This window comes from Dactylosporangium aurantiacum (assembly GCF_000716715.1).
GTDB lineage: Bacteria > Actinomycetota > Actinomycetes > Mycobacteriales > Micromonosporaceae > Dactylosporangium > Dactylosporangium aurantiacum.
On sequence record NZ_JNYJ01000019.1, the window covers coordinates 41,052 to 53,707 of the forward strand.

Here is a 12,656-nt window from a genome sequence, read left to right on the forward strand (position 1 = left end):
TCGTCCCGCCCGCGTCATGAGTGGCGGGTGCTCAGTTTTCCGCCGGTGGGGTACTCAGCCCCGTCTCCAGCCCTTCCCGGCCGTGCACGCCGAGCTTGAGGTACACGCGGGCCAGGTGGTTCTCCACGGTACGGCCGGAGACGGTGAGCCGCTCGGCGATGTCCCGGTTGCTCAGCCCCTGCGCGGCGAGCAGCGCGACCTCCCGCTCCCGGCGGGTGAGCCGGTCGCCGGTGCCGGCCCGGGACAGCAGCGGGGTGCGCAGCCCCGGGCACTGCGCGGCGAGCGCGGCGGCGGCCGCGGCGACCCGGGCCGGTTCGCGGGACGCGCCGCCCGCGGCGACGGCGGCGGCCGACAGCGCGTCCACGGCGTACACGGTGAACCCGAGCCGGCCGAAGGTGTCCGCCGCCGACTCCAGCGCCACCGGGTCGCCCTGGGCCGCGCCGGTGACGAACGCCGCGATCGCCGCGCCCAACGGCCACCCCTCCGGCAGCGGGGCCCGCAGCGTGACCTCCGCCAGGACCGCGGCGGCGAGGTCCGCGCGGCCCAGCCGGGCCAGGTCGCCGGCGAGCACGACCGCGGGCATGACCGCGCCGCGCGCCGCCCAGTGGCGGGCCTGCCCGGCCAGGGTCACGCACGCGTGGTCAGGATCGCCGGTGTACGCGGTGTGCCAGGCGACGGCACGGTCGATCTCGTAGTGGTACATGCGGATCTGGCGCAGCTCGGGGCGGGTCGAGGCCAGTTCGGCGCGCAGCACGTCGGCCCGGGCGGCGTCGCCCTGGTGCACGGCGACGAGCAGCCCGATGGCGAGGACCCAGCCGAGCCCGATCGGCGAGTTGACCCGTCGGAAGTACGCGGCGGCCTCGACCGCGTGCCGGCGGGCCCGCTCCAGGTCGCCGGCGGGCAGCTCCAGCGAGGCGAGCCCGGCGGTGATCCAGGCCAGTCCGTGCGCGTCACCGGTGTCGGCGGCGGCCCGCAGCGCCGCGCCACCGAACGCGCGGGCCTCCGCGGCGTGCCCGGCGTCGGTGATGACCCGCACGCACAGCCCTGCGAGGCCGGTGAGGACGCCGATGTCGCGGTGCTCCCGGTCGGCCTCGGCGATCAGCCGGTACGCCCGGCGCGACAGCCGCATCGCCGCGGGGAACCGGCCCGCCATCATGCACGCCATGCCGCCGGCCGCGGCGGCGCGCAGCGACGGCTCGGCGCCGTCGCGGCCGTCCACGAGCGGCTCCAGCAGCCGCAGCGCCTCGGCGGGGGTGCCGGACGCGGCCAGCAGCATGCTGCGCTGGATGGCCAGCTCGGCCCGCCACACGGGGTCGGCGACGGCGGCCTCGGCGACCTCGAGGACGTCGAGGGCCTCGTCGAGGCGGCCGGCGCCCCAGCCGCGGTAGAAGGCGCGGGCCAGGGCGACCCCGGCGCGCCCCTCGTCGGAGTCGACGGTGGCGGCGAGCCGGTCGAGGGTGCGGTACCCGTCGGCGAACCGGCCGTCGTCGAACTGGGCGGCGCACACCAGCAGGCCCGCCTCGACGTCGCCGGTGGCGGCCCAGGCGTGCCGGGCGAGCCGCTCGCGCAGCCCGGCGCCGGCGCGCAGGACCGTGGCGCGGCGGGCCGCCTCGGTCATCCACGCCGGGTCGAAGCCGCCGCCGCCGGTGAGCCGCCACACCGCCCAGCGCAGCAGGTCGCCGGCGCGCCGGGCGCCGGCGCGCTCGTACAGGTCGGCGAGCGTCCGGGTGTGCCGCAGCCGGGCCGAGGCGGGCAGGGTGGCCCGCAGGATCTCCCCGTACAGCGGGTGGGCCAGCCCGGCCGGCAGGCGACGCCCGTCGCGGCGGACCACGATCAGGCCGCGGCGCTCCAGCGACTCGACCGCCTCCGGGTCGCACAGCTCGTGCAGCCGGCTCAGCCCCACCTGACCGGCGAGGGCCAGCAGCTCCAGCGCCCGCCGCTCCTCCGGGGTGGTGCTGCGCAGCCGGGTGTCGAGCAGGTCGGTGAGCCGCTGCGACGCGGTCCGCGCCGGCCGCAGGTGCCACAGCCCGTCCACGACGGTCAGCGCGCCGGTGTCCAGGGCGTCGCCGAGCAGCTCCCGCACGTAGAGCGGGTTGCCGGCGGAGACGCGCTGGATGAAGGCGACGGTGATGCTGGAGACCGGCCCGTCCAGGACCGCGGCGAGCAACGCGCCGATCGCCGGCGGGCCGAGCGGCTCCAGGTCGACCCGGGTCAGCCGGCCGGTGCGCAGCAGCGCGGTGACGAAGTCCGGCACGGGCGTGCCGGAGCGCAGCGTCGCGACGACGTCGAGCAGCCCACCGGCGACGATCTGGTGGATGACGAGGGCGGACAGCGGGTCGAGCAGGTCGACGTCGTCGACGAGCAGGACCGCCCGGCCCTCGCCCGCCGGTGCGGCGCTGACGGCCCGCACGACGGCGGCGACGGCGCCGCCCGCGTCGTCGCCGGCCCGGGTGCGGGCCGGCAGCCACCGGGCGAAGGCGCCCAGCGGCACGTCCCGGCCGGCCTCGGAGGCGTGCACGCGCAGCACCCGGTGCCCGGAGCGGGCGGTGACGGCCTCGTCGGCGAGGCGGCTCTTGCCGATCCCGGCGGGGCCGATGATGAGGGCGCCGCCGGCCTCCGCGCCGCCCAGGGCGCGCAGCACCGCGGCCCGCTCCGCGTCGCGGGCCACGAACGGCCACCGCCGCCGCGGCTGTTGGGTCTCGACCGTCATGCGCCTCCGTACATCCAGGGTCGACTACATCACGTCGCCGCAACCCCCGGCCAGCGCCGTGCGGCCGGCGGCGTGACCAGCGCGCCGGCCGGTTTCCGGCCCGCGACGAGTCGCCGGACGGTCGCCGGGCGGCGGCCGCTCACCAGCCGCCGGCCGCTCACCAGCCGCCGGCGAAGAACGCGGCCAGCGCCGGGGCCGGGTCGGCGGCGACGGTCGTGTTGGCCACCGCGACGGCGGCCACCGCCAGGGCCGACAGCAGCATCAGCGCCGCGAACGACGCCACGGCCCGCCTGATCCCCCGGTCCCCCGCCGGGGTGCGCAGGAACCGCCGGCCGGCCGCGACGCTCACGGCGAGCAGCGCGGCGGCGACCGTACCGGCGACGACCGCCATCACCGCGTGGTAGTGGGCGAACGCGTCGACCATGACGCCGGCGGCCGGCGCGGCGGTGTCCCCGGTGAGCCGCTGCCGCACCTGGTCGAGGGTGGCCGCGAGGGGCGCGTCGGCGGCCGGTCCGTCCAGCAGCATCGGCAGCAGCGAGGCGAACGGCGACGCGGCGCCCTGCACGTTCGCCATGACCAGCGCGACGGCGGCCAGGCCGAGCACGGTGACGGCGCCGCCCGCGGCGGCGATGCCGGCCCGGCGGCCGGTGGTGTGCCGGTACGCCCGCCACAGCGCGGCGCCGAGCGCGGTCAGCGACGCCAGCAGCAGCGCCGCGGTGACGGCCTTGACCAGGTGGTACCGGGCCCAGGAGTCGACCACCGCGTGCAGCCGCGGGGTGAGGTCCCGTTCGCCGGTCGCCCAGTACTCGACGAACGCGGCCCGGAACGCACCGGTGGAGCCGCCGACCAGCAGCGGCGGGGCGAGGACGAAGGCGGCCAGGGACACGACCGCGAGCGCGGTCAGGGCGGCGAGGACGCGGCCCCGCGGTGGCGTGGTGTGCACGGTGGACCTCTCGGTGGGCAGGGTGGGGCCGCCGGTCCGCGGACGGGCCGGCGCTGGACGGGGTGGGTTACCGCGGGCGGCCGCGCAGGTACGTGAGCACGGCCAGGACCCGGCGGTTCGTGTCGTCGCTGACCGGCAGGTCGAGCTTGGTGAGCACGCTGCCGATGTGCTTGCCGACGCCGGCCTCGGTCAGGGTGAGGATGCGGGCGATCGCGGCGTTGGAGTGGCCCTCGGCGATCAGGGCGAGGACCTCGCGCTCGCGGGGCGACAGGTGCCCGAGCGGGTCCCGGCCGCGCTGCATCAGCTGCCGGACGACCTCGGCGTCCACGACGGTGCCGCCGGCGGCGACCTGGCGCAGCTTCCCGACGAACTCCGCGACGTCGGCGACGCGGTCCTTGAGCAGGTACCCGATGCCCCGGCCGTCGCCGGAGCCGAGCAGCTCACCGGCGTAGCTGTGCTGGACGTACTGGCTGAGCGCGACGACGGCGAGCCCGGGGTCGGCGGCCCGCAGCGCCACCGCGGCGCGCAGCCCCTCGTCGGTGCGGCCGGGCGGCATCCGCACGTCGGTGACGACCAGGTCCGGCCGGGTCCGGCGCACCGCGGCGACCAGCTCGCCGGCGTCGCCGACCGCCGCGACGACGTCGAAGCCGAACCGGGCCAGCAGCCCGACGAGCCCTTCCCGCAGCAGCACGGAGTCCTCCGCGATCACGACCCGCACGGCAGCTCCACCCGCAGGATCGTCGGCCCTCCGGCGGGGCTGGACATGAGCAGCCGGCCGCCGGCCGCCGCGGCCCGGTCGGCGAGCCCGGTGATCCCGGAGCCGCGGGCCGGGTCGGCGCCGCCGCGCCCGTCGTCGCGGACCTCGACGGTGAGCGCGTCGCCGTGGCGGCGGGCGGTGACGACGGCCTCGGTGGCGGCGGCGTGCTTCACCGCGTTCGCCAGCGCCTCCGACACCGCCGCGTAGGCGACGGTCTCCACGGCCGGGGCGAACCGGCCCGGGTCGGCCTCGACACGGACCGGGAGCGGGCCGGCCGCGGCGAGCTCCTCGACCGCGGCGCGCAGGCCCAGCTCCCGCAGCGTGCGGGGGCTGATCCCGCGCACCAGGTCCCGCAGCTCGACCATGAGGGTCTTGGCCTGCTCGTGCGCCGCGGCGACCGCGGCGGCCGCCGGCGAGTCGGCGGGCAGGTCGAGCCGGGCGAGGCCGAGCTGCATGGTGAGGCTGACCAGCCGCTGCTGCGCGACGTCGTGCAGGTCCCGCTCGATGCGGCGGCGTTCGGCGTCGAACGCGTCGGCCAGGCGCGCCCGGGACCTGGCGACCTCGACCAGTTCGGCGGCGGCCGGGTCGGGTTCGGCGCACAGCAGCAGCCGGGCCAGCGCGGCGTGGGCACCGCCGCACGCGGCCGCCAGGTACAGCAGCACGGGGACGAGGACGGCGCCGAGCGCGGCCCGCCCGGCCGCGGTCGCCGGGGAGTGCATGCCGGACAGGTGGTAGTGCACCGACAGCGGCGTGGACACCACGATCAGCGCGACGAGGCCGAGCGCCCCGGCCCACACCGGCGCGACGACGGCCAGCAGCGGCAGGTACGCGACCGCCCGCCACGTCGCAGGGTCGCCGTACAGGCTGCCGCCGGGCCGCGACGGTGCCGGGCCGTCACCGGCCAGCCGCAGCCGCCACCGCTCGATCCGGGCGACCGCCAGGGCCAGCTTCGGCCCGGCCGCGGCGAGCAGCCCCACCCCGGTCAGTGCGAGCGCGGCGGCGGCGCACAGGGTCGTGCCGGCCGAGCGGACCGAACCGCCGTCCAGCCGGCCGAGCAGCCAGACGGCCGCCGCGACCGGCGCGGCCGGGACGCACAGCAGCAGCCACAGCACGGCCGACGCCACGGCGGTGCCCGCGGTGTACGCCAGCCCCCGCCACGGCCACGCCGAGACCAGGAACCGGCGCCGCGTCACCGCGCTCAGCAGCGCGATCGTCGACGTCATGCGGTCAACGTAGGCGACCGCGGCGGGCACCGGCCAGGACACTGGAGCGAGTCCTGCGGTAGTGCTACCCATACCCCGCCGCGGCGGGGTGTCGCCGCCTGTCCACCCGGGCGGAGCTCGACGCGGCCTCGGCGTTCTCCGTGTCCCTGATCGCCGACCGGCGGCCGCCGCGGGAGCTGGCGGTCGCGAACGCCGCGCCCGAGGTCCGCGCGGCGGCCGCGCGGGTGATCGGCGCCGACACCGACGACGGCGTGGCCCGCTGGATCGCCGGGGCCTCAGCCGCCGCCGCGCGCTCCGGCGGCGCTGCGGGCCGGCACCCGGCCGGCGCCTGACCGGCCGGCGGGTTCCCCGGCGGGGCCCGGTCTGGCCAGCGCGGCCGCGACCGCGACCGCCTGCATGCCGCGCACGAACGCCTCGGCGGTGGCCGGCGCCACGTGGTGGGTGTCGAAGACGATGCGGACCAGGACCGCGTCCACCGCGTCCTCAACGTTGACCATCAGCGGCTCGTGCGGGTCGTCGCGGGCCACCGGCCAGTCGAGCCGGGTCCGGGCGAGCGCGGCGCTCATCCGCTCCAGCGTCGGGGCGGCCGCGACGCCGTCCCCCGGGCCGGCGGCTTCGATCCGCAGGTCGGACCGGTCGCCGGTGCGGCGGTCGTTGAACAGCACCGACAGGTCCACCGGCCCGCCGCGTTCGCGTTCGACCTCGGCGATGACCTCGGCCAGCCGCAGCGGGTCGAAGTGGGCGTACTTGTACGTGGCCAGCGCCGCCCGGCGCACCCTGGCCAGCACCTCCGGGAACGCCGCGCCGGCCACCTCCACGACGCACAGCCCGGCCTGGTTGACGGGGCACACGACGTCGGCGAGACCGGGCCAGAAGCGGTTGCCGACGATCGGCCGGATCACCACCGGGTCGACGCCGGTGACCCGCCCGACGGCGACGGCGAACACCGCGAGCAGCGCCGTGGCCGGGTCGACCCGCTCCCGGGCGACGATCGCGCGCAGCGCCAGGTGCAGCGCCGGGGAGCGCAGCAGCCCTTCCCGGTAGCGCGGCTCGCACCGGTCGGTGGACGCCGGCACGGTACGGGCGGGCACGGTGCGCAGCAGCCGCCGCCAGTACCGCAGCGCCGCCTCGTTCTGCCGTTGCCCGGCCGGGGAGCGTTGCCGGCGCACCTGCTCGAGCGGCTGGGTGCCGGCGACGGGCGCCGGCTCCCGGCGGGTGACCTCGGCCATCATGATCGCGCCGCCGAGCGCGTCGGTGACCAGGTGGGTGGCGACGGTGACCTGATGGGTGAGCGCCCCGCGGTGCCGCACGACGCCGACCCGCACCGGCCAGTCCTCGACGTAGTCGTAGTCCCAGGTGCGGAACCAGTCGAACAGGGCGTCGGCGAACTCGCCGGGGTCGGCGCCGTCGGGCGCGTCGTACAGCTCGATGGTGAACTCGCCGGCGGCGAACACCTCCTGCCGGACCCGCCCGTCGTCGCCGAACCGCAGCCGGGTGCGCATCGTCTGGTACCGCCCGAGCGTGTACCGCAGGTCGTCGACGACGTCGGCGAGCGTGGTGCCGGGAGCGAGCCGGCTCGGCCCGCCGATCGGGATCCAGCTGCGCTGGCGGGTCATGGCCAACCAGATCTCCTGCTGCCCCCACGCCAGATCGTCGACCCCGGCCCCCTCTCCGGCGAAGTCGAACTGGACCCGGTCGGACATGACAAACATGGCAGCTCTCTCGTTCGGCGGGTCGTCGTGCGGCGGGCTCGTCTCAGCGGGCGGTGACGGCCGGCCGGGTCGCCTCGGCCTTGAGCCGGGCCTGCCGCAGCCGCCGGTCGGCCGCGGCGGCGTTGCGGTGCAGGCGGTCGGTCTCCGCGCTGAGCAGGTCCAGGCCCGGTGTGGTCAGCCGGTAGTAGCGGCGCAGCCGCGACGCGACGACCTCCTCCCGGTCGACCTCGATGAGCCCGTCGCCGCGGAGCCGTTCGAGGATGCCGTAGAGGGTCCCGGCCTGCAGGCGCACCCGGCCCTCCGAGATGCGTCGCACGTCCTCCAGGACGCTGTAGCCGTGCTGCGGCTCGGCCGCGAGCGCGGTCAGGATGAGAAACGTCGGTTCACGCAGCGGCAAGGCCGGCCCAACCCTTCGCACACTCGCTGGCGTTGGTGTCGCAGCCCGACGCTAACACCGTCGATGCGCCGGGCACGTTCCGGCGAGTGATACAAAAAGTGATACACGTGCGGCGGTGCGGCCGGCCGCCGCTGTAACCATCGCCGCCGCGGCGACATAGAACGGGGTATGGACGACGATCGTGACACCGGCTGGTTCCGGGCCGTGTACGCCCGGCACTACGCCGACGTCGTACGCTACGGGCTGCGCCGGCTCGACGGCACCGCGGCCGCGGAGGAGCTGGCCCAGGAGGTGTTCCTGGTCGCCTGGCGCCGCCGCTGGGACGTGCCGGAGCCGGCGCTGCCGTGGCTGTACGGGGTGGCCAGGCGCCTGCTCGCCAACCACTTCAGGGCGCAGCGGCTGACCGTCGTCGGCGGCGAGCCGGCCGACATGGCCGCCGCCGACCGGCACGACGGGGTCACCGCGCTGCTGGACGTGCGGGCCGCGCTCGCCCGCCTCTCCGACGACGACCAGGAGATCCTTCGGCTCGTCGCGTGGGAGCAGCTCGCCCTCGGCGAGGCCGCGCTCGTGCTCGGCTGCGGCGTCACCGCGGCGAAGGTGCGCCTGCACCGCGCCCGCCGGCGCCTGGCCGAGCTGCTCGCCGACACCCCGACGCCGGCCCGCCTGGGAGGTGCCCGATGAACGACCCGACCCTGGACCTGCTGACCGCCGCCGACCCGGCCCGGGACGTGCCGGTCCCCCTCGGCGACGTGGAGACCCTGCTGCGGCGCGCGTCGGGGGACGTCACCGGCTACGACGTGACCATGCCGGTCCGGCACCGCCGGCGGGCCCTGATCGGCGTCGCCGCCGCGGTGGTGGTCGCGGTCACCGGCGCGGTCGTGCTCAACCGGGCACCTGCCGGCCCCGACACCCCGCCGCCGCTCGCTCCGCCGGGCACCGCCGCGTCGAGCGCGCCCGCCGGCTGCCTGGACCGGATCGCCGACGGCATGGGGCCCGCGCCGTACGACACGGCCAAGGGTGCCTACGAGTACCTGAGGACGCGGTCCCTGAGCGGCAGCATATTCGTCACGCAGGACGGCCGTTTCGCGACCGCCTCCTACGAGGTCGAGACGTCCACCTGGACGGCCGCGGACGGCTCGCAGCGCCGCCGGGTCGTGGTCCCGCAGCCGACGTTCCCTGACGAGACCTCCGAGGCGTACTTCCGCGCCCACCCCGACCGGGGCATGAAGGTGGGCACCAGGGTCGAGGACGTGCCCGCCGGCGAGGCGGGCCGCGTCGACGTCTTCGCCGCGATGACCGCGATCTTCCGCCAGTCAGCGGAGGGCGACCCCTCACGAACGCTGGCCGGCGCCGCCGACCTGGTCGGCAGTCGGGTCCTGGACGCCTCGCAGCGGGCGACCCTGCTGCGGTTCCTCGCCCGGACCAACGGGGTCACCTGCACGGGCACGCTGACCGACCCGGTCGGCCGCACCGGCGTGGCGGTGACCGCGCCGATGGACGCCGGCCCGTCGCCGAGCCCCGGCGACAGGCCCGCCAGGCTGCTCGTCGTCGACCCGGCCACCGGCGAGATCCTCGCCTCCGGCGTCACCGACACCGGCGGGACCACGTGGGACGCCGTGCACCTGGAGCGCGGGTTCACCGACTCGAGGCCGGCCACGACCGGGTGACCGGTGCCCGGCCGGCGGGCTGACCCGCCGGCCGGGCCAGGGCGGCGAACGCGGCGCGCAGCGTGTCGAGGGCCTGCGGGATCCGCCAGGCCGCGCGGTCACGGGGGCCGACGGGGTTGGAGATCGCGCGCAGCTCGGCGAACGGCATGCCCGCGGCGCGGGCGGCGGCCGCCACGCCGAAGCCCTCCATGCCTTCCGCCGCCGCGTCCGGTACCCGCCGGCGCAGCTCCCCGGTCCGGGCGGCCGACCCGGTCGCGGTGCTGACGGTGACGACCGGGCCGACGACCGCGGCGGGCAGGGCGGCCCGCAGGCGGTCCAGCAGCAGCGGGTCGGCGGGGTGGCGGGCGGGACCGAAGCCGAGGCGGTCCAGGTCGATGAAGTCGTCGCCGTCCTGCGCGCCGAGGTCGGCCGCCACGCTCAAATCCCCCAGGACCAGGTCCGCGACGCCGGCCCGGCCGTCGAACCCGCCGCCGATCCCGGCGCTGAGCACCGCGCCGAACGGCCGGCCGGCGCACTCGGCGCGGGTCAGCGCCCGGGCGGTCGCCGCGGCGGCGCCGGCGGGCCCGACCCCGCCGGCCACCACCGTGACCGGAAGCGGACCGGCCGCGGCCCGGCCGGCACCGCTCTCGACGCCGTCGTCGAGGCCGAGGCCGCGCAGGACGGCGGCGCGTTCCGCCTCGACCGCGGTCACCACGAGGACCCGGTCGAGGCCGTGCAGCCCGCGCGGTCCCGGCCCTGCCGCGGTCACCGGACGGCCGCCACCAGGTCGAGGACCTGGGCCAGGCCGCGGTCGCCGGTGCGGTGCTCCGCGGGCAGGATGAAGCACCGCAGCCCGGCGGCCGAGGCGCCGCCGTCGCGGACCGGGTTGTCGCCGACCATGAGGGTCTCCCGCGGGTCCGCGCCGAGGTCGGCGCACGCCTTGCGGAACAGCTCCGGGTCGGGCTTCTCCCGGCCGATCTCGAACGACAGCGCGTACGTGTCGACCAGGTCGCCGAGGCCGCGGTGGGCGACGTGCGCGCGGATGTCCCAGGCGATGTCGCTGACCACGCCGACCCGCACGCCGCGCTCCCGCAGGCCGCGCAGCACGGCGGCGGTGTCCGGGTACGGCTCCCACGAGTCGGCGTGCAGCAGCCTGGCGTGCGCGGCCGGCTCGTGCCCGCGCAGGAACGGCACGGCGGCGAACCAGGCGAGCATCGCGGCGCGGTGCAGCTCGGCGGAGGTGTCCCGGCCGGCCTGCACGGCGAGGACCTCGGGCCGCTGGTAGGCGAGGGTGAGGTCGTCGAGGACCGCCGCGGCCAGCGCCGGGTCGTCGAGCGCGCCGGCCCGGCCGGTGTCGGCGGCGACCTGCCGCAGCCACCGGTCGGCGTCGATCATGTGGAAGAGCGTGTTGACGAAGTCGAACAGCACGGCCCGCACCGGCGGCACCGGACGGGCCGAGGCGGCGGGCTCGATCGGGTACGTGGAAGGCGTGTCGAACAGCGTGCGCATGACCAGCACGCTACTGGTCACCACGCCTTGGGCCCGCCGTCGGCCAGCAGCTCCCGGCTCCGCCTGCGCTGGACCTTGCCGCTGGTGGTGCGGGGCAGGCCGCCGGGGCGCAGCAGGGTGACCGGCCCGACGTGGAGCTGGTGCTCCTCGGCGACCGCCCGGCGGACCGCGGCGGCCACCTCGTCGTAGGGGACGCCGGCGCCGCCGGCGGCGCGGTCGACCCGGACCTGGCGGGCGGTCTCGGCGACGATGCCGAGCTGCCCGTCGTCGCCGTACGGGACGGCCGCGACGCAGTCCGTGCCGATCGCCGGGTGGGCGGCGCTGACGGTGCGCTCGATGTCCGTCGGGTAGTGGTTGCGCCCGTCGACGATGATCAGGTCGTCGACGCGGCCGAGCACGTACAGCTGCCCGTCGCGGAGGAACCCGAGGTCACCGGTGCGCAGGTAGGCGGCGCCGGGCCGGTCCGCGAGCCGGCCGCCGAAGCGGGCCTCGGTCGCCTCCGGCTGCCGCCAGTACCCGGCGGAGACGCTGTCGCCGGCGACCCAGACCTCCCCGACCAGGCCGTCGGGCGCGGGTGCGCCGTCGGCGACGATCCGCACGTCCAGGTTGGCCGGGACCCGGCCGCAGGCGACGACCTGCCGGGACGGGTGCCCCGGGCGGGGCGCGACGAGCTCGCCGCGCTCGGCGAGGGCCGCGGCGTCGAGGTCGGCGACCCGGGCGTCGTCGGGCTCGCGGGCGCCGGTGACGTAGACGACCGCCTCGGCCAGGCCGTAGCAGGGCCGCAACGTCGCCGGACTGAGCCCGGCGCCGGCGAACGCCGCCGTGAACGCGGTGAGCGTGCTGTGCCGCACCGGTTCGGCGCCGTTGAGCGCGACCCGCCACCCGCTGAGGTCGAGCCGCGCCTTCTGCTCCTCGGTGATCTTGGCGACGCACAGCTCGTAGGCGAAGTTCGGGGCGGAGGAGACCCAGGCGCGGAAGCGGCTGATCGCGTCCAGCCAGACGAACGGCCGCATGAGCAGCGCCATCGGGGGCAGCAGGACGACCCGGCCGCCGGGGTACAGGCCGCCGATCATCTGGGCCAGGCCCATGTCGTGGAAGATCGGCAGCCAGCTCACGACGCAGAACTCGGCCGGGTCGCACCGCGGCGCCTCGACGAGCACGGCGATGGCGGCGGCGTTGGCCACGACGTTGCCGTGGGTGAGCACGACACCCTTCGGCGCGCTGGTGGAGCCGGACGTGTACTGCAGGAAGGCCGGGTCCTCGGGCCGCACGCCCGGGTCGCGCCACAGCCCGGCGAGGCCCGCCGGGACGTCCGCGACGACGATCGGCTCGACGCTGCCGAGGTCGGCGACCAGCGACGACTCGGCGTGCTGGGCGGTGGTGAGCACCACGGCGGGGTCGGCGTCCTTGACGATCCCGTCCAGCCGGCCGAGGGTCCGCCTGCCGCCGTGGATCGCGTCCGGTGCCGGTGAGGGCACGGCGACGAGTCCCGCGTACGCGCAGGCGAAGAACGCCACCACGAAGTCGATGCCGTTGGGCAGCATGAGCATCGCCCGGTCCCCCGGCGACGCGGTCTGCTGCAGCAGCGCCGCCGTGTCGCGGACCCGCTGCTCCAGCTGCGCGTACGTGAGGGTCAGCACCTCCTGCCCGTGGCTGTCCAGCTCGGTGCAGGCGGGCCGGTCCGGGTTGGCCGCGGCCTGCCCGCGCAGCAGGTCGACGAGCGTGCGCACGCCCGGGACGACGTGGAGCGGGTGGCCGC

At 77.4% G+C, this 12,656-nt stretch carries 12 protein-coding genes; 3 read left to right on the forward strand and 9 right to left on the reverse strand.

What is annotated here, in order from left to right:
• Positions 1–31: 31 nt before the first annotated feature.
• The 4 genes from OP18_RS21545 to OP18_RS21560 all read right to left on the reverse strand — a co-directional run bounded on the left by OP18_RS21545 (position 32) and on the right by OP18_RS21560 (position 5,633).
• Positions 32–2,710, reverse strand: a complete 2,679-nt coding sequence (locus tag OP18_RS21545; protein WP_033360795.1) for a helix-turn-helix transcriptional regulator — start codon at positions 2,708–2,710, stop codon at positions 32–34.
• A 157-nt stretch (positions 2,711–2,867) separates the two neighbouring features.
• Positions 2,868–3,653, reverse strand: coding sequence for a hypothetical protein (locus OP18_RS21550; protein ID WP_033360796.1), 786 nt, complete (start codon positions 3,651–3,653; stop codon positions 2,868–2,870).
• Positions 3,654–3,720: 67 nt separating this feature from the next.
• Positions 3,721–4,371 (reverse strand): response regulator transcription factor, encoded by a 651-nt coding sequence (locus OP18_RS21555; protein WP_033360797.1) that lies wholly within the window; start codon positions 4,369–4,371, stop codon positions 3,721–3,723.
• The gene (locus OP18_RS21560) at positions 4,359–5,633 is read right to left on the reverse strand and encodes a sensor histidine kinase (protein WP_033360830.1); all 1,275 of its coding nucleotides are present in this window, start codon (positions 5,631–5,633) and stop codon (positions 4,359–4,361) included. The genes OP18_RS21555 and OP18_RS21560 overlap by 13 nt, the downstream gene beginning before the upstream one ends.
• Before the next feature lie 140 nt (positions 5,634–5,773).
• On the opposite strand from OP18_RS21560, the gene OP18_RS21565 reads away from it, so the two are divergent.
• Positions 5,774–5,965 carry a hypothetical protein gene (locus OP18_RS21565; protein WP_033360798.1) on the forward strand — a complete coding sequence of 64 codons (192 nt, stop codon included), beginning with the start codon at positions 5,774–5,776 and terminating at the stop codon, positions 5,963–5,965.
• On the opposite strand, the gene OP18_RS52820 is transcribed toward OP18_RS21565, so the two are convergent.
• Entirely contained in the window at positions 5,909–7,336 is a 1,428-nt protein-coding gene (locus OP18_RS52820; RefSeq protein WP_052387084.1) for a condensation domain-containing protein, read from the reverse strand. The two genes, OP18_RS21565 and OP18_RS52820, sit on opposite strands and share 57 nt — an antisense overlap.
• Before the next feature lie 52 nt (positions 7,337–7,388).
• Positions 7,389–7,742 carry a PadR family transcriptional regulator gene (locus OP18_RS21575; RefSeq protein WP_033360799.1) on the reverse strand — a complete coding sequence of 118 codons (354 nt, stop codon included), beginning with the start codon at positions 7,740–7,742 and terminating at the stop codon, positions 7,389–7,391.
• A gap of 168 nt (positions 7,743–7,910) precedes the next feature.
• Between OP18_RS21575 and OP18_RS21580 the strand changes: the two genes are divergently transcribed.
• Complete coding sequence (locus OP18_RS21580) at positions 7,911–8,423, forward strand: RNA polymerase sigma factor (protein ID WP_033360800.1); 513 nt, start codon at positions 7,911–7,913, stop codon at positions 8,421–8,423.
• Complete coding sequence (locus tag OP18_RS52825; RefSeq protein WP_052387085.1) at positions 8,420–9,409, forward strand: hypothetical protein; 990 nt, start codon at positions 8,420–8,422, stop codon at positions 9,407–9,409. Before OP18_RS21580 ends, OP18_RS52825 begins: the two co-directional genes overlap by 4 nt.
• Here the strand turns inward: OP18_RS52825 and OP18_RS21590 are convergent.
• Genes OP18_RS21590 through OP18_RS21600 form a run of 3 tightly spaced genes read right to left on the reverse strand, consistent with a single transcriptional unit; the run spans position 9,378 to position 12,627 of the window.
• A complete protein-coding gene (locus OP18_RS21590; protein ID WP_063745555.1) occupies positions 9,378–10,157 on the reverse strand; it encodes a futalosine hydrolase in 780 nt (259 codons plus the stop codon). The two genes, OP18_RS52825 and OP18_RS21590, sit on opposite strands and share 32 nt — an antisense overlap.
• The gene (locus OP18_RS21595; RefSeq protein ID WP_052387101.1) at positions 10,154–10,897 is read right to left on the reverse strand and encodes an HAD family hydrolase; all 744 of its coding nucleotides are present in this window, start codon (positions 10,895–10,897) and stop codon (positions 10,154–10,156) included. Before OP18_RS21595 ends, OP18_RS21590 begins: the two co-directional genes overlap by 4 nt.
• A gap of 17 nt (positions 10,898–10,914) precedes the next feature.
• Complete coding sequence (locus tag OP18_RS21600; protein WP_162189820.1) at positions 10,915–12,627, reverse strand: fatty acyl-AMP ligase; 1,713 nt, start codon at positions 12,625–12,627, stop codon at positions 10,915–10,917.
• Positions 12,628–12,656 lie beyond the last annotated feature (29 nt).

Coding starts and splice junctions, on each gene's coding strand:
- OP18_RS21580 (WP_033360800.1), top strand. CDS start 7,911: ATGGACGACGATCGTGACACCGGCTGGTTCCGGGCCGTGTACGCCCGG.
- OP18_RS21560 (WP_033360830.1), bottom strand. CDS start 5,633: ATGACGTCGACGATCGCGCTGCTGAGCGCGGTGACGCGGCGCCGGTTC.
- OP18_RS21545 (WP_033360795.1), bottom strand. CDS start 2,710: ATGACGGTCGAGACCCAACAGCCGCGGCGGCGGTGGCCGTTCGTGGCC.
- OP18_RS52820 (WP_052387084.1), bottom strand. CDS start 7,336: ATGTCCGACCGGGTCCAGTTCGACTTCGCCGGAGAGGGGGCCGGGGTC.
- OP18_RS52825 (WP_052387085.1), top strand. CDS start 8,420: ATGAACGACCCGACCCTGGACCTGCTGACCGCCGCCGACCCGGCCCGG.
- OP18_RS21595 (WP_052387101.1), bottom strand. CDS start 10,897: ATGCGCACGCTGTTCGACACGCCTTCCACGTACCCGATCGAGCCCGCC.